Source organism: Vibrio sp. AK197 (genome assembly GCF_053903115.1).
Genome location: NZ_CP096430.1, coordinates 833,002 through 852,036, shown reverse-complemented (window position 1 = coordinate 852,036; position 19,035 = coordinate 833,002). Strand labels below are relative to the sequence as shown.

General features: G+C 46.7%; 23 protein-coding genes. 6 read left to right on the top strand and 17 right to left on the bottom strand.

The window, feature by feature from the left end; genetic code table 11:
- Positions 1–40: 40 nt before the first annotated feature.
- The 3 genes from M1D72_RS11230 to fabB form a co-directional block, all read right to left on the bottom strand.
- Positions 41–1,054, bottom strand: a complete 1,014-nt coding sequence (locus tag M1D72_RS11230; protein WP_456296920.1) for an aspartate-semialdehyde dehydrogenase — start codon at positions 1,052–1,054, stop codon at positions 41–43.
- A complete protein-coding gene (locus tag M1D72_RS11225) occupies positions 1,051–2,184 on the bottom strand; it encodes a 4-phosphoerythronate dehydrogenase (protein ID WP_390190980.1) in 1,134 nt (377 codons plus the stop codon). The genes M1D72_RS11230 and M1D72_RS11225 overlap by 4 nt, the downstream gene beginning before the upstream one ends.
- 227 nt (positions 2,185–2,411) lie before the next feature.
- Complete coding sequence (gene fabB, locus M1D72_RS11220) at positions 2,412–3,623, bottom strand: beta-ketoacyl-ACP synthase I (protein WP_456296919.1); 1,212 nt, start codon at positions 3,621–3,623, stop codon at positions 2,412–2,414.
- Positions 3,624–3,749: 126 nt separating this feature from the next.
- On the opposite strand from fabB, the gene mnmC reads away from it, so the two are divergent.
- From mnmC to M1D72_RS11205, 3 genes are all read left to right on the top strand, one after another.
- Complete coding sequence (gene mnmC / locus M1D72_RS11215) at positions 3,750–5,756, top strand: bifunctional tRNA (5-methylaminomethyl-2-thiouridine)(34)-methyltransferase MnmD/FAD-dependent 5-carboxymethylaminomethyl-2-thiouridine(34) oxidoreductase MnmC (RefSeq protein WP_456296918.1); 2,007 nt, start codon at positions 3,750–3,752, stop codon at positions 5,754–5,756.
- Positions 5,757–5,977: 221 nt separating this feature from the next.
- Entirely contained in the window at positions 5,978–6,148 is a 171-nt protein-coding gene (locus M1D72_RS11210; RefSeq protein WP_390190984.1) for a DUF1328 domain-containing protein, read from the top strand.
- A 58-nt stretch (positions 6,149–6,206) separates the two neighbouring features.
- Entirely contained in the window at positions 6,207–6,647 is a 441-nt protein-coding gene (locus tag M1D72_RS11205; RefSeq protein ID WP_390191885.1) for a hemerythrin domain-containing protein, read from the top strand.
- 60 nt (positions 6,648–6,707) lie between these two features.
- Here M1D72_RS11205 and M1D72_RS11200 read toward each other — a convergent pair whose 3' ends face one another.
- The 3 genes from M1D72_RS11200 to M1D72_RS11190 all read right to left on the bottom strand — a co-directional run bounded on the left by M1D72_RS11200 (position 6,708) and on the right by M1D72_RS11190 (position 8,190).
- Positions 6,708–7,235, bottom strand: coding sequence for an NADPH-dependent FMN reductase (locus M1D72_RS11200; RefSeq protein WP_390191887.1), 528 nt, complete (start codon positions 7,233–7,235; stop codon positions 6,708–6,710).
- Positions 7,236–7,365: 130 nt separating this feature from the next.
- Positions 7,366–7,629: a YfcL family protein gene (locus tag M1D72_RS11195; protein WP_390191890.1), complete on the bottom strand. Its 264-nt coding sequence runs from the start codon at positions 7,627–7,629 to the stop codon at positions 7,366–7,368.
- 30 nt (positions 7,630–7,659) lie between these two features.
- The gene (locus tag M1D72_RS11190; protein ID WP_456296917.1) at positions 7,660–8,190 is read right to left on the bottom strand and encodes an elongation factor P hydroxylase; all 531 of its coding nucleotides are present in this window, start codon (positions 8,188–8,190) and stop codon (positions 7,660–7,662) included.
- Here M1D72_RS11190 and M1D72_RS11185 point away from each other — a divergent pair.
- On the top strand, positions 8,184–8,414 hold the full coding sequence (locus tag M1D72_RS11185; protein ID WP_390190987.1) for a hypothetical protein: 231 nt from the start codon (positions 8,184–8,186) through the stop codon (positions 8,412–8,414). The two genes, M1D72_RS11190 and M1D72_RS11185, sit on opposite strands and share 7 nt — an antisense overlap.
- A gap of 5 nt (positions 8,415–8,419) precedes the next feature.
- Complete coding sequence (locus M1D72_RS11180) at positions 8,420–9,043, top strand: trimeric intracellular cation channel family protein (protein ID WP_456296916.1); 624 nt, start codon at positions 8,420–8,422, stop codon at positions 9,041–9,043.
- Positions 9,044–9,101: 58 nt separating this feature from the next.
- Here the strand turns inward: M1D72_RS11180 and aroC are convergent, their stop codons facing one another.
- Complete coding sequence (gene aroC, locus M1D72_RS11175; RefSeq protein ID WP_456296915.1) at positions 9,102–10,187, bottom strand: chorismate synthase; 1,086 nt, start codon at positions 10,185–10,187, stop codon at positions 9,102–9,104.
- A 189-nt stretch (positions 10,188–10,376) separates the two neighbouring features.
- Positions 10,377–11,309, bottom strand: a complete 933-nt coding sequence (gene prmB / locus M1D72_RS11170) for a 50S ribosomal protein L3 N(5)-glutamine methyltransferase (RefSeq protein ID WP_390190993.1) — start codon at positions 11,307–11,309, stop codon at positions 10,377–10,379.
- Between the two features lie 64 nt (positions 11,310–11,373).
- Between prmB and smrB the strand changes: the two genes are divergently transcribed.
- On the top strand, positions 11,374–11,904 hold the full coding sequence (gene smrB, locus M1D72_RS11165; protein WP_390190994.1) for an endonuclease SmrB: 531 nt from the start codon (positions 11,374–11,376) through the stop codon (positions 11,902–11,904).
- 4 nt (positions 11,905–11,908) lie between these two features.
- Here the strand turns inward: smrB and flhB are convergent, their stop codons facing one another.
- From flhB to M1D72_RS11120, 9 genes are read right to left on the bottom strand one after another with little or no spacing between them, the layout of a single operon-like run.
- A complete protein-coding gene (gene flhB / locus M1D72_RS11160) occupies positions 11,909–13,039 on the bottom strand; it encodes a flagellar biosynthesis protein FlhB (RefSeq protein ID WP_456296914.1) in 1,131 nt (376 codons plus the stop codon).
- Between the two features lie 9 nt (positions 13,040–13,048).
- Positions 13,049–13,831, bottom strand: a complete 783-nt coding sequence (gene fliR, locus M1D72_RS11155; protein WP_456296913.1) for a flagellar biosynthetic protein FliR — start codon at positions 13,829–13,831, stop codon at positions 13,049–13,051.
- Positions 13,832–13,839: 8 nt separating this feature from the next.
- The gene (gene fliQ, locus M1D72_RS11150) at positions 13,840–14,109 is read right to left on the bottom strand and encodes a flagellar biosynthesis protein FliQ (RefSeq protein ID WP_390190999.1); all 270 of its coding nucleotides are present in this window, start codon (positions 14,107–14,109) and stop codon (positions 13,840–13,842) included.
- Between the two features lie 9 nt (positions 14,110–14,118).
- Positions 14,119–14,967: a flagellar type III secretion system pore protein FliP gene (gene fliP, locus M1D72_RS11145; RefSeq protein WP_456297387.1), complete on the bottom strand. Its 849-nt coding sequence runs from the start codon at positions 14,965–14,967 to the stop codon at positions 14,119–14,121.
- Between the two features lie 16 nt (positions 14,968–14,983).
- Entirely contained in the window at positions 14,984–15,334 is a 351-nt protein-coding gene (gene fliO, locus M1D72_RS11140; RefSeq protein ID WP_456297386.1) for a flagellar biosynthetic protein FliO, read from the bottom strand.
- Positions 15,335–15,379: 45 nt separating this feature from the next.
- Positions 15,380–15,790, bottom strand: coding sequence for a flagellar motor switch protein FliN (fliN, locus tag M1D72_RS11135; protein ID WP_093275624.1), 411 nt, complete (start codon positions 15,788–15,790; stop codon positions 15,380–15,382).
- Between the two features lie 38 nt (positions 15,791–15,828).
- Entirely contained in the window at positions 15,829–16,878 is a 1,050-nt protein-coding gene (gene fliM / locus M1D72_RS11130; RefSeq protein WP_456296912.1) for a flagellar motor switch protein FliM, read from the bottom strand.
- A 7-nt stretch (positions 16,879–16,885) separates the two neighbouring features.
- Complete coding sequence (fliL, locus tag M1D72_RS11125; protein WP_456296911.1) at positions 16,886–17,386, bottom strand: flagellar basal body-associated protein FliL; 501 nt, start codon at positions 17,384–17,386, stop codon at positions 16,886–16,888.
- A gap of 31 nt (positions 17,387–17,417) precedes the next feature.
- Positions 17,418–19,013, bottom strand: coding sequence for a flagellar hook-length control protein FliK (locus M1D72_RS11120; protein ID WP_456296910.1), 1,596 nt, complete (start codon positions 19,011–19,013; stop codon positions 17,418–17,420).
- Positions 19,014–19,035 lie beyond the last annotated feature (22 nt).

Here is a 19,035-nt window from a genome sequence, read left to right as displayed (position 1 = left end):
AAAAAAGCCCCAGTTTTTAGGCTGGGGCATTCTATAAACCTTAGTAGTAATCGCGAATCAGCACTTCAGCGATTTGCACCGCATTCGTCGCCGCACCTTTTCGCACATTATCGGCCACAACCCATAGGTTGATACCACTGTGGTGGCTAATATCATTACGAATTCGTCCAACCATGACGGTATCTTTACCACCTGCATCGCGAACTTGGGTAGGAAAATCTTCACCGTGGAAAACGTCCACTCCGTCAGTTTGTTCAAGTAGTTGGATAACTTCTTGAGCGTCAATCGGTGCACGTGTTTCAAGGTGTACTGCTTCAGCGTGACCATAAAAAACCGGAACGCGAACACAAGTAGGGTTTACGGTAATCGACGCATCATTAAAAATCTTTTGTGTCTCCCACACCATTTTCATCTCTTCTTTGGTGTAGCCGTTGTCCATGAACTGATCGATTTGTGGTAAACAGTTAAACGCAATCTGTTGTGAAAACTGCTCAGACTCCGCAGGCAAACCATTAAGTAACTTCGCCGTTTGACCTGCCAATTCATCAATGCCCGCTTTACCTGCTCCCGATACAGATTGGTATGTAGAAACGTTAATGCGTTCTATGCCAACGGCATCCTGAATCGGTTTCAAAGCCACCAGCATTTGGATCGTCGAACAATTAGGATTGGCAATAATATTACGGTTGCGAAACTCAGCAATCGCTTCGGGATTAACTTCAGGAACGACAAGTGGTACATCGTAGTCGTACCGAAACTGTGAGGTATTGTCGATAACAACCACCCCCGCTTCTGCCGCTATCGGTGCCCATTGTTCAGACAACGCAGCACCAGCAGAAAACAGACCAATATGCGCTTGTGTCCAGTCAAAATCTTCTACATTTTGTACCTGAATCGTTTTACCGTTAAAACGGTAGGTTTTACCTTCGCTACGCTCACTGGCTAAAAGGAACAACTCACCAACCGGAAATTCACGCTCTTTTAGTACTTCTAGGATTGTCTCACCGACGGCGCCAGTCGCACCGAAAATGGCGACATTAAATTGTTGGCTCATTTGTTTACCTCAACCTGAAAACCGAGTTTGTCGAGTGGTGAAAGATTACACGTTTCATCACCCGCTAATTGAACTGCACTGTATTCTCGTCTATCCCAATATTGCTTACGCATCTGGTCAAACGAACCGGGTTTATGGATTTCTCGTCGAAATAGTGCATCATCTTTACGTACATCATAAACCAGCTGAGTCAGATTATGCAGCGTTGCTTCATCCCAAGCGCGATCGAGAGCGATGTATGGGACTGGTGCCGTTGGCAACAGTTCGCTCGCACTTGCCGATAAATCTCGCTCAAGAAACTGACAGTAGCTATTAAAGATCATCGTCGTTCCACGCGCTTTACCTTCTAATCCATACCCAGCAACGTGCGGGGTGGCGAATGCTAACAGAGGCAGCAGTTCCATATCAACTTCTGGTTCAAATTCAAAAACATCAAGGGCGGCTGTAAACCCGTCTTGTTTCGCTAGACGTTGCTTCAGCGCTTGATTATCGATGATAGGACCGCGCGCAGCGTTGATTAAAATTTGGTCAGACCGCAATGCATCAAGGGTAGCTTGGTCAAATAGATGATGCGTGGGGTGGTCACCATCACGGGTAATTGGCGTGTGAACAGTGATGATATCGGCTTTTTCAAGCAGTTGGTTTAGTGGGGTAAATAGACGCTCGTCACCTTGTTGTTGTTTCGGTGGATCGTTAATTAGCACTTTAAGCCCTAAACCCTTAAGGCACTGTTCGAGATAACTCCCCACTTGGCCAGCACCAATAATTCCGACGGTTTTATCAAATATAGAAAACCCCTGTTGCTGTGCCAATACCAGCATGACACTGACTACGTATTCCGCTACACCAACTTTGTTGCATCCTGGTGCGGCAGTAAAAAAGATGCCTTTTTCGGCCAGCAAAGCCTGATCAACATGGTCCATACCCGCGGTTGCCGTACCAACAAATTTGAGCTTATTTGCCTTACTCAGCAGTGATTCATTAACTTTCGTTACAGAGCGAATCATCAGAGCGTCAACATCAACTAAATCATCAGCCGTAAGGTGGCGACCCGGTTTTAAAATCACTTCACCCAGCTGGCTAAACAATTGCTGCGCGTAAGGCATGTTTTCATCAATCAGGATTTTCATATTGGTTCACTATTCAAAAAGGTGTGACGATTGTGCAAAAAAGCCTAATCAGTGTCGAGAGAAAAGTCTGGATAATCCATATATAAAAATACCCGACACAATGGCCGGGTAATATTCCAGAACAAAAGGATCCTGACCCGCTCTCCATGGGTCAGAGTCTGCGTCTGTCCGATCAGCTTAGCCAATCAAGTCTGGAAATTGAGCTGCTTATTGCAAGCAAAACAGATTTACGCTTGGTATTTCTTGATCACCAACGTAGCGTTAGTACCACCAAAGCCAAAGCTATTTGACATTACGGTATTCAACTCCGCTTCGCGAGTGGCCGTTACAATGTCCAATCCTTCTGCTGCAGTATCCAAGTTTTCAACGTTAATACTTGATGCAATAAAGTTGTTGTGCAGCATCAATGTAGAATAAATCGCTTCGTGAACACCCGCCGCACCCAGTGCGTGGCCAGTCATTGCTTTCGTTGCAGAAATTGCAGGGCTATTGCCACCAAACACTTCTTGAATCGCGCCTAACTCTTTGACATCACCAACAGGGGTTGAAGTACCGTGAGTGTTGACATAATCGACGCCGTCCACATCTTGCATCGCCATCTTCATACAACGTACCGCACCTTCACCTGATGGAGCGACCATATCATAACCATCAGACGTTGCGCCGTAACCGACGATTTCACCGTAAATAGTCGCGCCGCGAGCCAAAGCGTGCTCAAGCTCCTCAACCACGACCATACCGCCGCCACCAGAGATAACGAAACCATCGCGGTCAGCATCGTAAGTTCGAGACGCTTTGTCCGGTGAATCATTATACTTAGTCGATAGTGCGCCCATAGCGTCAAACATCATCGTCAGTGACCAATCCAGTTCTTCACCGCCGCCTGCAAACACGATATCTTGCTTACCTAATTGAATAAGCTCAGCTGCGTGACCAATACAGTGCGCAGAAGTGGCACAAGCCGAACTCATTGAGTAGTTCACGCCGCGAATTTTAAATGGCGTAGCAAGACATGCAGAGACGGTTGATGACATCGTACGTGGCACCATGTAAGGCCCGACACGTTTTACGCCTTTTTCACGCAAAATATCAACGGCATTCACTTGGTTTAGAGAAGACGCGCCACCCGAACCTGCGACAATACCTGTGCGCTCGTTTGATACTTGATCTTCACTCAAACCCGCATCTGCAATCGCTTGTTGCATGGATAGGTATGCATACGCAGCCGCATCACCCATAAAGCGCATCTGCTTGCGATCGATGTGTTCTGCTGGGTTGATTTTCAGATCTCCCCAAACTTGCGAACGTAGACCGACTTCCTTGAACTGCTCTGATGCAGTGATACCAGATTTACCCGCTTTAAGAGACGCTAGAACTTCTTCGACGTTGTTACCGATACTAGAAACAATACCCATACCGGTGATTACGACTCGTTTCATGTGACAATCCTATAATTCAAAATTCTGTTTGATAATAACTAAGAAGGGTTGGAAAAGTGGTCAGCTTTCCCAGAAATTCGTACAATCCTTCCAAATTATTTTCCATATTCACAGTTATCAGACACTATGACAACCATAAACCACGCTCAACTCGAGTGGAATGACGCCGGTACCCCTGTTTCCGACCAGTTCGATGACGTTTATTTTTCTAACGTTAACGGCTTGGAAGAGACACGCTATGTGTTTCTCACCCAAAACCACCTTCCTCAACGTTGGCATGAGTTTCAACATCGGCGCTTTGTGATCGCCGAAACTGGATTTGGAACCGGGCTCAACTTTCTTGCTGCATGGCAGTGGTTTGATGAATTTAGACGGCAAAATCCAAATGCGCCATTAAAAGAGCTCCATTTCATCAGCTTTGAAAAGTATCCACTAAACATTGATGACTTAATTAAAGCACACCAAGCATGGCCAGAATTGGCTGACTATGCTCAGCAGCTTCAATCTCACTATCCGCTCGCTGTACCTGAATGCCAGCGTATTGTTCTCGCAGATGGCGCGGTCACCCTAGATTTATGGTTTGGTGATATTAAAGATTGCATGCCTTTAGTTCCAACACCACACCAAGGGCTCGTTGATGCGTGGTTCTTAGATGGCTTTGCTCCCAGTAAAAATCCCGAAATGTGGAATCAAACCCTGTTTGATGGGATGGCAAAACTGGCGAAACAAGACGGTACCTGTGCCACGTTTACCGCCGCAGGTTTTGTACGACGAGGTTTAATTGACGCTGGCTTTGATATGAAGAAAGTCAAAGGGTTCGGCACCAAACGAGAAATGATTGCCGGACACCTTAGTGAGCGACAAGCGCCGAGTAATCACAAACCTTGGTTTGCAAGACCGAGCGCCCAAGACTGCGAGGATATTGCGATTATTGGCGGAGGGATCGCCAGTGCCATGTTAGCTAAACAGTTGGTTCAGCGCGGTAAACGCGTCACGCTCTATTGCCAGGACGCTCATCCAGCTCAAGGCGCGTCAGGAAATCGCCAAGGTGCGATTTACCCATTGTTAAATGCCGAGCATCAAGGTGTCTCACGTATTTTTGCTCCTGGATTTGTCTTTGCGCGTCAACTGGTCAATCAATTAGCGACTCAATTTGCATTTGATCATCAGTGGTCTGGCGTCTGCCAATTGCTGTGGGACGAAAAATCCTCGAACAAGTTAGAGCCTCTTGCACACGCTGATTTTGACCCACAGCTAGTTTCCTTTCTTGACCCACAGCAAACACAGCATACTGTCGGCTTGGACACGCAATGTACCAGCCTTTCGTACCCGCTGGGTGGGTGGTTGTCCCCCGCTCAATTGACGCAAGGGCTCATTAAGTGGCTTGAACAAAGCGACTTGTTTACAGCGCATTACGAACATCGCGTTGATTCGCTCAACTGGCAGTCCTCCCAATGGCAACTGGTAACCTCACAAGGTCAATTCACTCATCAAGTCGTTGTCGTGGCGAACGGCCACGAGTTTGACCGTTTTGAACAAACGCAGCCTCTGCCGCTCGCAAAGGTGAAAGGTCAAGTCAGCCATATACCAACCACCCAGACATTAAACCAGCTTAAAACCGTACTTTGCTATGATGGTTACATGACGCCATGCAATCCCAACAATCAACACCATTGCATTGGCGCAAGTTATGACCGAACTCACATCGACAACCAATTCGATCCCGATGCGCAGCAACACAATGCACAAAGGCTTACCGACTGTCTCCCCGGGGTAACATGGCCACAACAAGTGGATGTCAGTGGCAATCTGTCGCGTCAGGGAGTCCGCTGCGTAAGCCGTGACCATCTGCCTTTCGTGGGCGCAGTGGGCAATATGGCGCAAATACTTAATCAATACCAACACCTTGCATCCGCCGATGAAACGCAGGTAAGTGACGTCAGCAATTACCCAAACCTCTTCTGTTTGTTAGGTCTAGGTTCTCGTGGGTTAAGTTCAGCGCCACTGATGAGTGAAGTTCTGGCATCGCAAATTTGTGGTGATCCACTTCCTCTGCCAGTCGATTGCCTCGAAGCTCTGCACCCGAGCCGTATGTGGGTAAGAAAGTTACGTAAAGGCAAAGCGGTAAAATAAGCCTTGCCGACTCTAGGTGCTTGTTGCGGTGCAAAAAATACGTTTTGCACCGCCCCTTTCTCAGATATTTCTTACATTTCCATCGGTAATTAATTCATAGCATTTTTGCAACAACCGTGCCCAAGAAAAATAAAAACAATAATAATCAATGAGTTAAAAATTGGCACAATCATCGCAATAGGAAAGTCACACACTCAATCATTATCCTAAGGAGATGCAACATGCTGAAGTGGATGCTGATATTTTTAGTCGTCGCTCTTATTTCCGGAGCACTGGGTTTCACTGGTATCGCAGGCGTGGCTGCGGGCATTGCGAAAGTACTTTTCTACATCTTTGTTGTTCTATTTATCATCGCATTGGTGATGGGCTTTGGCGCCATGGGGCGACGTTAACACGCTCGCCCATCAATAATGTCCAAAGTCTAAGAGTCGAATAATAGAGAGGTGAATGATGAATAACATATTTGACGCACTACGAGAAAGCCATGAGAAGCAACGTCTATTGATGGATGCTTTGCTAAAAACCAGTGGTGATAGTAAATCTCGTCGAGAGTTTTATGCTCAGCTGAAACAAGAGTTACAACTCCACGCTGAAGCAGAAGAACGTAACTTCTATATTCCACTGATTAAAAAAGATTCGACGATCGATATGAGTCGCCACGGTATTTCTGAGCATCACTCAATTGATAAGATCTTAGCTCAAATCGACGAGACGGATTTTGATTCACCCGCTTGGTTGACTCACATGAAATCCCTTCAGCACCAAGTTCTTCACCATCTAGAAGAGGAAGAACAGCATATTTTCCAAATGGCTGGTAAAGTGATTGGTGATGAACAGAAGCAAGACTTAGCGGCCAAGTACCAACAAGAAATGGGCGAATCGGTTCACTAGATTATGACAACAAAAAAGGCCTTACTGAGTAAGGCCTTTTAATCCAATCAAGCGTGGTGCTTACAGCATCAATGCTGTTACCGCTTGTTTTAGTTCTGCATTGACTGCATCGTTGCTGACAACGCCTTCTTCAACATTAAACACATCATAGAAGTTAGGAACAGATACCGTCGCTTTTACGTTACCACCAAAGAATGACGCTGACCCTTGTGCCGCTGCCAATACAGATTGCGCACCGCTAGGGCCTGGTGATGTACCTAAGTAAACTGCAGGTTTGTCTTGATAGACGGCACGTTCAATACGTGATGCCCAGTCAAACAAGTTTTTGTACGCTGCTGTGTAGTGGCCGTTGTGTTCAGCAAAAGAGATAACCAATGCGTCCGCTTCACCAATTTCGCGCAGAAATGCTTGTGCGCCTTCTGATTTGCCAATCTCTTTTTCTAGATCTTCACTAAACATAGGCACTTTGAAGTCATTGATGTCTAATACTTTGACTTCTGCACCTTCGACCAAATTAGCCGTATAAGTTGCGAGCGCTTTATTGATTGACGTTGAACTATTTGATGCACCGAAAGCAATAATTTTCATCATCTTTTTCCTTATTATTGGGGAGTAATGACAGAATAAGAAACTTAAAGCTTGGCAACAAGCATAAAAATTCAAAGGTTAAGTTCAAAAAATTTGAATAACCGAGCTAACGACACGCACACCGGCGGTGTTATACCTCAGCCACCAACTGCTGCCATAGATCATTTACGATAGTGCGATCGGCTGGCGATAACTCACTGCGCGCCTCATCAAGGCTCGCTTCAATACGCGATTTCAAAACTTGAATATCTGTTTCTCCCGCTTCTTCACATGCCGCTGCTGACAGTGAAATGTGGCCACGCAGATAACCGCCCGCAAACAGTTCGTCATCTGACGCCGATGCGATACGTTGGTCAATCAGCTCAAGGAGTTGCTCTTCAAATTCTATAATCATCATTATCTCTTGTTACTTGAAACAAAGTTGTCACTTCACACAAAAATCTTCACGGCGCAGTTCTGGAATGTCATAAAACTGACGGAGAGCTGTAGAAAGTTGTTGGACACGAGGTGGCAAACCCGAATCCAAAATATTCATGACTTCTTGATGCACTTTGGCAAAAAAGCTTAAGCGATCCGGTTCAAAATCGCCGTGTAGGTTGTCACAACTGACATTAAAAGGAAAGCCAGCACTGGCTGACAAAATCCACTCATACGCTTGAGGACGCACTTCAACCTTTTCAAACTCTTCCTGCTTAGCTTGCGTTCTGCCATCAGGCTCATACCAGTAGCCAAAGTCTTCGAGCAAGCGGCGCTGCGGGCCAGCAACACACCAATGGCTGATCTCATGCAGCGCTGATGCATAATAACCATGAGCAAAGACAATGCGATGGTATGGCGTCTGTTGGTCGGCCGGAAGATAAATAGGTTCATCACCACCCAATTCAAGTTTGGTATTGTAATCATCAAAAAACGTACGATTAAAAATAGTCATCAAATCTTGATAGTGATGTGTCATTCAAGCAAGCCTATGCGTCAATCAATGGCGCGCATTTTCGCTTTTTTATCGCGACAGGTAAAGAGGAGCGTAACAATGAGAAACTCTGTCAGAGTTTACTGATTATGCCCGCTTACCTTGGATTCACGTCGTCAATTAATCCTCAACTCTCTATACTCGCCTCTCTTCTTTCCACTCGCGTTGCGTTTAACTCGTCATCGACGCCTACAACCTTGGTCACTTAGTATTTATGTTACTTAGCTCTCTTTACATCATCGGCATAACTGCCGAGGCGATGACTGGCGCACTGAGCGCAGGCCGCAGAAAAATGGATTGGTTTGGTGTGATGTTGGTTGCGAGTGCTACTGCAATTGGTGGAGGAACCGTTCGTGATATTCTACTGGGTCACTATCCTCTTGGCTGGGTTAAGCATCCTGAATATTTAGTCATTACGTGTATCGCGGGGATCTTAACGACCGGTATCGCTAAGTGGGTCATCAAATTTAAGGGCGTGTTTATCCGTCTGGATGCACTAGGGCTTATCGTATTTAGTATTATAGGAACACGCATCGCGCTAGAAATGGGGCTTCACCCGGTTATCTGTGTCGTCTCAGCACTGATTACAGGCGTATTTGGAGGGCTGTTACGAGATTTAATGTGTCGGCAAACACCCTTGGTATTGCATGAAGAGTTATATGCGTCTATTTCCGCTCTCTCTTCCATTTTATACCTTTCACTGCTAAACGGTGACGTGACTCAGCCTTATGCCACCGTTATCACGTTAACAGTGGGTTACTTATTGCGTATGGCGGCAGTCCGTTTTAAATGGCGCCTACCTAATTTCCATTTGGAATCAGAAACATCAGCCCATTAATGCAAAAAACGCCTTCATCAGCTGGAAGGCGTTTTTGTTTATGATGCTAATTTGTTGATCAGATTTTTGGTGTTGCCGTTTCAACCCCAAAATTCTGTCCACGGTGACGAAGCAAGTGATCCATCACTACGATGGCCAACATCGCTTCTGCAATCGGCACTGCGCGAATACCCACACAAGGATCATGACGACCTTTAGTAATCAGTTCCGTCTGTTCACCCTGTTTGGTAATGGTTTTACCCGGAACGGTAATACTCGACGTGGGTTTAAGAGCAATATTCGCAACAATATCTTGCCCTGTGGAAATCCCGCCCAAAATACCACCAGCATGATTACTACCAAACCCTTCTGGGCTCAGCGTATCGCGGTGCTCACTGCCTTTTTGTTGAACGACATCGAAACCATCACCGATTTCAACGCCTTTCACCGCATTAATGCTCATCAGTGCGTGCGCGATATCGGCATCCAAACGATCAAATACCGGCTCTCCGAGCCCCACTGGAACTTGGGTTGCGACAACCTGAATTTTGGCACCAATCGAATCACCTTGCTTTTTCAAGTCACGGATCAACTGGTCAAATTGCTCGACTTTATCGACATCAGGACAGAAAAACGCGTTGTTCTCAATTTCATCCCAATCGACTTTATCAATGGTTACATCACCCATTTGCGACAGGTAAGCGCGAATTTCGATCCCAAATTCCTGCTTGAGATATTTTTTCGCAATGGCACCTGCGGCAACACGCATCGCGGTTTCACGCGCTGACGAACGACCACCACCACGATAATCACGAATACCGTATTTTTGATGATAGGTGTAGTCCGCATGACCCGGACGGAACTTATCTTTAATCTCGGAATAATCTTTTGAGCGTTGATCGGTATTTTCGATCAATAACCCAATCGAGGTGCCTGTGGTTTTTCCCTCAAAGACGCCAGAGAGAATTTTCACTTCATCAGGTTCACGACGCTGCGTGGTATAACGAGAAGTACCGGGTCTGCGTCGGTCAAGGTCAGTCTGTAGATCGCTTTCGCTGATCTCTAAGCCGGGAGGACAACCGTCGACAATACATCCTAATGCGATGCCGTGACTTTCGCCAAAAGTGGTTACTCGAAAATGTTGTCCGATGCTATTTCCTGCCATTAGTTCCTCAAATTCGCGGGATAGTGAGCCCTTCACTATCATCCGTGCGTTCCATTGTTCGTGTTTTCATACTCGCTTGATTAGGTTTTGATGTAAAGCCCTAAAATCGATCAAATCCACATTCATTTGTGATAAAAAAATGCCAGCGGATTGCTGGCATTCTATTTTTGAACCGCGAGCGGCTATCGTTTAATCTTTGTAAATTGAGAATTCTGCAGCACAAGCCACCAATTGTTCACGAGTGAGCATAAATACACCATGTCCGCCGTTTTCAAAATCGACCCAAGTAAACGGAATTTCTGGATATTGCTCCATCATATGTACCATTGAGTTACCGACTTCGCAGATCAAGACTCCGTTGTCGGTCAAATAATCAGGCGCATTCGCTAAGATACGACGCACCAATTTCAAGCCATCAGTACCAGCAGCAAGACCAAGCTCGGGCTCATGGGTGAACTCTTCTGGCAAACTGTTCATGTCTTCTTCGTCAACATAAGGCGGGTTAGTGACGATAAGATCGTATTTATCTTGGGCCAGGTCACGGAATAAATCAGAGCGAATTGGGAACACTTGCTGCTCCATACCATGATCTTGAATGTTTTGCTCTGCGACCTCAAGCGCACCGGGTGAGATGTCAATTGCGTCTACTTCTGCATCAGGGAAAGCGTGCGCGCAAGCAATCGCAATACAACCGCTCCCCGTACACATATCCATAATTCTTGCTGGCTCTTCAACCAACCACGGATGAAATTGGTTCTGAATCAACTCACCAATCGGCGAACGTGGCACCAACACGCGCTCATCGACGAAAAACTCTAAACCGCAGAACCACGCTTTGTTGGTGAGGTAAGCAGTCGGCGTTTTTTCGTTAATACGACGAATAACACGTTCAACAATGCGCAAACGCTCACTGCTGGTTAGACGAGAATTCAATACATGCGGAGGGACATCTATCGGCAAATAGAGTGTTGGAAGGATAAGCTGAACCGCTTCGTCCCAAGCGTTATCGGTCCCTTGACCGTAGAAAAGATTCGCGGCGTTAAAACGGCTCACCGTCCAGCGAATCATATCTTGAAGCGTATGAAGTTCTGAAACTGCTTCTTCAATAAAAATCTTATCCAAAATTGCCTCCGAAAAGCGCTACAATACCGCTAACTTGATTTGATTAAACCGTTGATACCATCCAATGAGCGATAAAGACTCCCATTTAGATGACGATTTCTCCTTATTCAAGGAAGCGATGCAAGGCGTCAAAAAGTTGCAACAGGATACCATAGTCCAGCAGCCAAAAAGAAATACTAAACAGAAAGAACGTATGCGTACGCAGCGTGAGTCGAGTGATAGCGAGTTTTACTTCTCAGATGAGTTTGTCCCTCATTTAAGCGATGACGGCCCAACCCGTTATGCTCGAGATGGCGTTTCTCACTATGAAGTCAAACGCTTACGCCGTGGTGTGTATGTTCCGGATGTGTTTTTAGACATGCATGGTATGACCCAAGTGGAAGCAAAACGTGAACTCGGGGCGATGATCACCTATTGCGTGCGCAACGGTATCCATTGTGCGTGTGTGCAGCACGGTATTGGTAAGCACATTTTGAAACAGCAGACACCACTTTGGCTGGCACAGCACCCAGATGTCATGGCATTCCACCAAGCGCCGTTGGAGTTCGGTGGCAACGGCGCACTACTGGTACTGCTATCCATTCCGGAGAAGTAAGCACTTAGTGTCGTAAATCTGGCGGGATCGGCAATTCTTCGGCTTTCAGTTTGGGTCGTTGCCCGCCACGTTTACGGTACTGCTTTAATTGGAAAACATAAGCGAGGATTTGCGCCACTGCGGTAAACAACCCGTCAGGGATCTCTTGTTCAAGTTCAGTGGTATGATAAAGCGCCCGTGCCAGAGGAGGCGCTGGAATCACATAAATATCATGCTCCCGTGCCACCTCACGGATTTTCAATGCAATATGATCTATCCCTTTAGCCACAACCACTGGCGCTCGGTCTGAGTCATGCTTATAACGTAGTGCAACCGAAAAGTGTTCCGGGTTCGTCACAATAACGTCCGCTTGTGGTACGTCAGCCATCATACGCCGCTGGGCTGCTTCACGTTGCAACATGCGAATTCGACCTTTCACCTCAGGCTTACCTTCGGTTTCTTTATACTCATCTTTGACTTCTTGCTTGGTCATTTTCAGTTGATTCGCGTGTTGCCAAATTTGGAAGGGAATATCAATCGCCACGACCACCAGCAACGAGCAGCTAATAAGCAAAACAAAGTTGAGTAAAATATCCAGAGCGTGGAAAATGTTTTGTGGAAAAACGTCCATGCTAAGTTGAAACAGATCGGCTTTAGCGGCATTGATCAAATAAAACGCCACCCCCGACACCAACGCGACTTTGAGTATGGATTTAATCAATTCAACCCAGCTTTGCATACCTAGCATGCGCTTTAAGCCACTTAACGGATTCATTTTCGACAGCTTGGGCCGTGCGGCTTCCATCGAGAAACTGATCCCCCCGACTCCGGCAGCGCCAATCGTAGCAGCGACAAACAAAGTAACCAGTATCAGTAAAAGTGGCAGAATCAAACTGCCTAACGCGCCAAGTACAATATCGAACAGTTTAGGAACATCAAAAATCTCTTCGCGGCTAAGCGTAAAGAGCCGCCCCATGACTTGAAATAAACCATTGGCCAGTGCATCACCAAACCACATTAATGAGATGGCACCGACGACTAATACTGACACCGAGGCTAATTCTTTTGACCTTGCAACCTGCCCTTTTTCTCGAGCCTGTTGCAAGCGCTTGGGCGTGGCGTCTTCGGTGCGTTCTTGACCGTCTGATTCTGCCATTTCAGCCTCCTAGCAATCCAAACGAATGAAGCGACAAACTTGCCCCTCCACCTCAGGCCAAAACAGTTGGTAGTGTCCATACAACCCAGACAAAATATACCAACACAGTAACAAACCGATCATCAAGGCAAAGGCAAAACCCAAGGAGAAAATGTTAAGTTGAGGGGCCGCTCGGGTCATCACACCGAATGACAAATTGATGGTCAGTAGCGCAATAATGCCAGACAACGACATACTCAGCGCGACTTTAAACATAATGCCAAGCCACAATGCCAGCTCACGAAAATCAATCGCATTCAAACTACCACTGCCGATGGGTAATGACTGAAAACTGAGCGCCACTAAGCTGATCATTTTAAGGTGCCCATCGGTGGCGAGAAAAAACAGCGTCACCAAAAACATAAACAATTGACCAAGCAGTGGTGTATTTTGGCCGTTGGCGGGATCAACCATTGACGCAAAACCTAAGCTTGATTGCATGCCGAGTATCTGACCAAGAATAACAAACGTTTGAACCATGAATTGCGTGATGGTGCCCATCGCTACACCGATGATGATCTGCTCTAGCAGCACCATAAAGCCCTGAAAGGATAACAATTCAATGTTTTGGGGAACCGCAGGAATCGCCGGCATAATGGCCAGAGTGATGGCCAGTCCTAGGTACAGACGAATACGAGTCGAAACAAAGCGCGCGCCCGTCACCGACATCACCATCAGCATTGAAGAAACGCGCACATAAGGCCAAAAGTAATTGGCGATCCAATCAAGAACAACGCTGGTTGGATACTCCATAGGGGCTCCTAGTAAAGCACCTGTGGCAAGCGTTCAATCATGCCATAGAAGAAGTCCATCAGCGTTTGTGTCATCCAGTGAGCAAACATCATCAACGCCAGTAACGTGACGATCAAACGCGGTAGAAAGCTTAAAGTTTGTTCGTTAATGGATGTCGCAGCTTGAAAGATTGCCACAACCAAGCCTATCAACAAGCTTGGCACGATGATCGCGCATACCATCAAGAGCACCATCCACAGTGCTTCTCGAAATAGTTCAACGAACATTTCAGGAGTCATACATTCTCCCTACATTGCAAAGCTGCCTGCCAGCGTTGACAGAATCAGGTTCCAACCATCAACAAGGACAAACAACATCAGTTTAAAGGGTAACGACACGATCATTGGCGACAACATCATCATACCCATCGCCATCAATACCGAAGCAACAACTAAGTCAATGATCAAAAACGGCAAAAATAGCATGAAGCCTATCTGGAACGCCGTTTTTAACTCGGACGTAATGAACGCCGGAATCAGCACCGCCATGGAGACATCTTCCGGATTTTGCGCATCAGAACCCGCAATATTGACGAACGTTTCCAAATCCTTCACTCGCGTCTGTTTGAGCATAAATTCTCGCATAGGGCCTTGTGCATTATCAAAGGCTTGGCGCGCTGAAATCTGCTCATTAAGATATGGCTGAACCGCCTGGTCGTTAATTTGGCTTAGTACTGGAGACATAATGAAGAAAGTTAAGAAGATGGCGATACCAATGATCACTTGGTTCGATGGCGTTTGCTGCAAGCCCATAGCTTGACGCAAAATCGACATCACAACTACGATACGCGTAAATGACGTCATCAGAATAACCATTGCCGGCAAAAAGCCCAGCATGGTCATTAAGGCTAAAATTTGCAGATTGATCGAGTAATCTTCACTGCCATCTTCGTTGGTCGTCATCGTAAACGCAGGAATCCCTGCACCACCGCCAGAGATCGTACTGGTTGAAATCGTGCGTGCGGCGCCATTTTCTTGATTCATCGCACTGACGGTGACATTTTCAGCGCCAGTGGTGTTGGCGGGTATTGGGGTATCTAACTCTTCTTGCGCCATACTCCAAGGCGAAAAAAGACAAAGCATGGCCATCAGCACCATGCTAAACAGTAAGTTTCTATTTGGCATTCTTTTTCAACAGCTGAGTCAGTTGATTGGCAAACGGACTGGTTTCCAGCTCCTCCTGAGACAGTGGTTTCTCTAGCTTTGAAATGAGTTGAATCGACTGACTGGTCACACCGACCAAAAACTGCTCTTCGCCCGCTTGTACAATCACAATACGCTCTTTGGTTCCGACGGCAATTTGACGAACGATGTTCAAGCCTTTTTGATGGCTTATCGCAGGTAGACGCATGCGTTTGAGCAGCCAAGCCAACACTAAAATGACCGCCACCACCATGATCAGCGACCCAAATGTCGTCGCCCAATCCAATTGCGCCGCTCTTGATTCCTCAATGGCCCAAGCCATATTGGGCAACAATGATAACGGACTCAGCCAAACTAACTTCATAACTTACCTTAACTTCTTGATTCGCTCAGTTTGACTGATCACATCCGTTAGTCGAATACCAAATTTGTCATTGACCACCACCACTTCACCATGCGCGATCAACGTACCATTAACCAAAACGTCTAGTGATTCACCGGCCAAGCGCTCAAGCTCAACCACAGAGCCTTGGTTAAGTTGTAAAAGGTTACGAATACTAATTTGTGAGCGTCCGACTTCCATTGAGATGGTGACCGGAATATCAAGAATTGTATCCAGTTTGCGGCGCTCATCTTCAGAAATCGGCGAAGAAGTATCTTTTAATTCATCGAGCTGTGCGGCCATGACCTCATCGGTATCCATATCTGGCGCACTTGGGTCTTCGCCTAAAGCGGCTGCCCATTCGTCAGCTAGTTTTTGGTCGTCACTGGGTTCCATACTCTGTTACCTATTGAGTGTTATTTCTCATCTTGTGGTTAATCTTCGATTTCGCCTTCGTCATCTTCGAAATCAGAAATCACATCTTTGCCTAAAAAGGCGATATCCGTTTTCACTACATCGGGCCGGCGAATGCGTTCAGAAATCTGAATCGCGGCATTTTCACCTGAGCGTCCCATCTTAACGCGATATGTGGGTAGCTCTTCCACAAACATAGTCGCGTGCTCTGGCATATGAATCGGAATAATGTCACCGGGACGAAGTTCCATTAAATCGCGCAACGAAATGTCTTGCTCAAGCAAGTTAACGCGAAAGTTCACTGGAACATCCATGATTTCGTCACGCAGTGCACTACTCCAACGAACGTCCGTTTCCATTTTGTCTGATTGAACACCAGCATCCAAAAGCTCACGGATCGGTTCTACCATAGAGTATGGCATCACCACATGAAAATCACCGCCGCCGCCGTCGACTTCAACATGAAACGAACTGACAACAATCACTTCAGTTGGAGAAACGATGTTGGCCATACTCGGGTTAACTTCCGAATCAAGATATTCGAACTCAACCCCCATCACAGGCGCCCACGCTTCTTTATAATCTTCAAAAACAATTTTCAGAAGCAACTGAATAATACGACGCTCGGTTGGCGTAAATTCTCGTCCCTCGATACGTGCATGAAAACGCCCATCACCACCAAAAAAGTTTTCCACCAAAATGAACACTAAACGTGCTTCCATGGTGATAAGTGCTGTTCCTTTAAGGGGTCGAAAGCGCACCATATTCAAACTGGTTGGGACATAAAGTGTATTTTGGTATTCACCAAACTTCATCATTTGCACGCCGTTGATCGACACTTCGGCGGTTTTTCGAAGCATATTAAACAAACTGATCCGTAAATGACGTGCAAAACGTTCATTGATCAGTTCAAGTGTCGGCATGCGACCGCGCACAATGCGGTCTTGTGAAGAGAAGTCGAAACTGACCGCGGAAGCATCTTCCTCGGTAGTGCTGTCTTCGGCCTCATCGACGTCATCGACGCCGTGCAGCAGCGCATCAATCTCGTCTTGACTTAATAAATCGGTCACGCGTCACCTATTGGATTACAAAATCAGTAAATAAAACCCGTTCGATCACCGGCTTTCCTACTGCACGAGTCAGACTCGCTTTAATATCTTCGGTTGCTTTATCACGCAGTTCGACTCGACCTGTCGTGGTCCGCAACTGATCAACCGTAGCTGAAGCGAACGTTGCTAACAGTGAACTCTCGATCAATGGCGAATGGTAACCCGCCAAATTCTGATTCTCCGAACCGCGAACCATTAATTGCACTTTAATCTGAACTAAGCGATCTCGTTTATCACCTGTCACGTTGAAAATAAACGGCTGCGCAATATTCACATAAGAAACAGGCTCTGAAGATGTGACGACTTGTTGAGCCTCAGCGCCGCTTTCCTCACTGGCCGCATCATCCGACCCCATTAGGAAAAAGGCAGCACCACCACCGCCGAGCAGTAACACAACGACAGCAATAATAATGATCAGCAGTTTACCTTTTCCTTTCGGAGCATCTTGTTCTAACTGTTCGTCCGCCATAACGTTCTCTATTTGTTTCGTTTTTTATAGTTTAAGCGTAATAACTGATTCCATCACGCTTTGTCGCGACATTGACATCAACTTTGACATTAGCGTCAATATTTTCGTCACTGAGAGAAGCTGCGCTACCGGAATTCTGAGCGTCTTGTCCATCCCCACCTTGGGCATAATGGCTTTGCTGTTGCCCTGAACTCTGCTGCTGCACCGAGGTATCACTTAATTGTACCCCTTGCTGCGCGAGCATCTCTCGAAGGCGCGGCATGGATTGTTCAATCATGTCGCGCGCCTGAGGATTAGCCACGGTAAACTGAACACTGGCGCCATCGCCGTTCATGTTCATGCGAATGTGTAAGCGGCCAAGTTCAGGTGGATCCAAACGAATATCGATGTTTTTGAGGTTCTTTGACAACATAACTTGAACGCGTTCAGCCAGTTGCTCACCCGCCATATCACGTTGTAAAACAAGTGGTGCCTGCGCTTGAACCTGCTCGTTTCGAGCCAAAGGATTAATACTTTGAGATTGTCCTTGGTGGCCAGTCGCGTGAGCGAGTTGCTGAGCAAAGCTTTCGTCTTGCCCTTGCCCAAGTGTACTTGCGAGTTTCTCAGCCTGCGCATTTTTACTCACGCTCGCCCCGATTGACGCGTTTAAAGCCGCTTTTAAGCCCTCAACGTCGGTTTTTTCGCCACCTTTTGCGTTTTGTCCGACGAGCAGTTGAGCGGCATTAAGTTCAGCACTACCCGGTGCGGCAGCAGCTGAAGGCACAACCGTTTTATCGTTTACCGTGGCCTGAGGCGCGCTATTCAGAGCCTGTGCAACCGAATTCGCCACCTGTGTTTGCGTTGCGGCTTTTACAGGGATGTCTTTACTTACGCTAAGATCTTTGCTCATTTTAGCTTCATCACTCGCACCCCAGACAATGTGCTGAGATATCAGCTCGTCACCCTCTGCCGGTGTTATTGAATCGACTTGTTGATCGTCAGGCAAGGCTTGTGCAGTATTTTGTAAGTCAGAATTGGCTGAATCGGCTGTCTGACTCACTTGTGCCACATCCTGCGGCGACGAAGGCTCAGTGCTCAAATCAGTGGTTCGAGCTTGCTGCATAGCTTGTTGTGTAGCAAGCTCTTGGTCAGCCAATTCGGTGTCTTCTAACTGTTCAGGAGGCAAACTCTTGCCACTTTGTGTTTGCAGCGCTTGATTGGCTTCCCCTAAACGCGCTAATAATTCATCGCTTTCAGAAATAATCTTATCGACGTCATCGCTACTTTGTCGCTTTTGATCCGGTGCAGCCGTTTTGCCCTGCTCAAGCAATGCTAGCTCGGAGTCTTCGCCTTCTAGCACGGGAGCTTCTTCGCTATTTGTTTTCAAGGCATCGGCAGAGATCTCGCCCTTGGCGACATCGATGTCAACACCCTCCGCTTCAGCACTAGCCTCTTCGGTCACGACTTCTCCACTGTGACCGGAAGACTCTGCAACCTTTGTTTCACTTGAAGGTTCGCCAGAAACCAGCGACATCAATTTGGCAAAAAAGCCTTCATGCTCATGGGGATCATGAGTTGTAACTTCTTGTTCTGATGAAGATTTTGCCAACTTACTGCTCTCTGAGGTTGGCATGAGATTTATATTCATAGGCGCCACTTACGCAATTCAA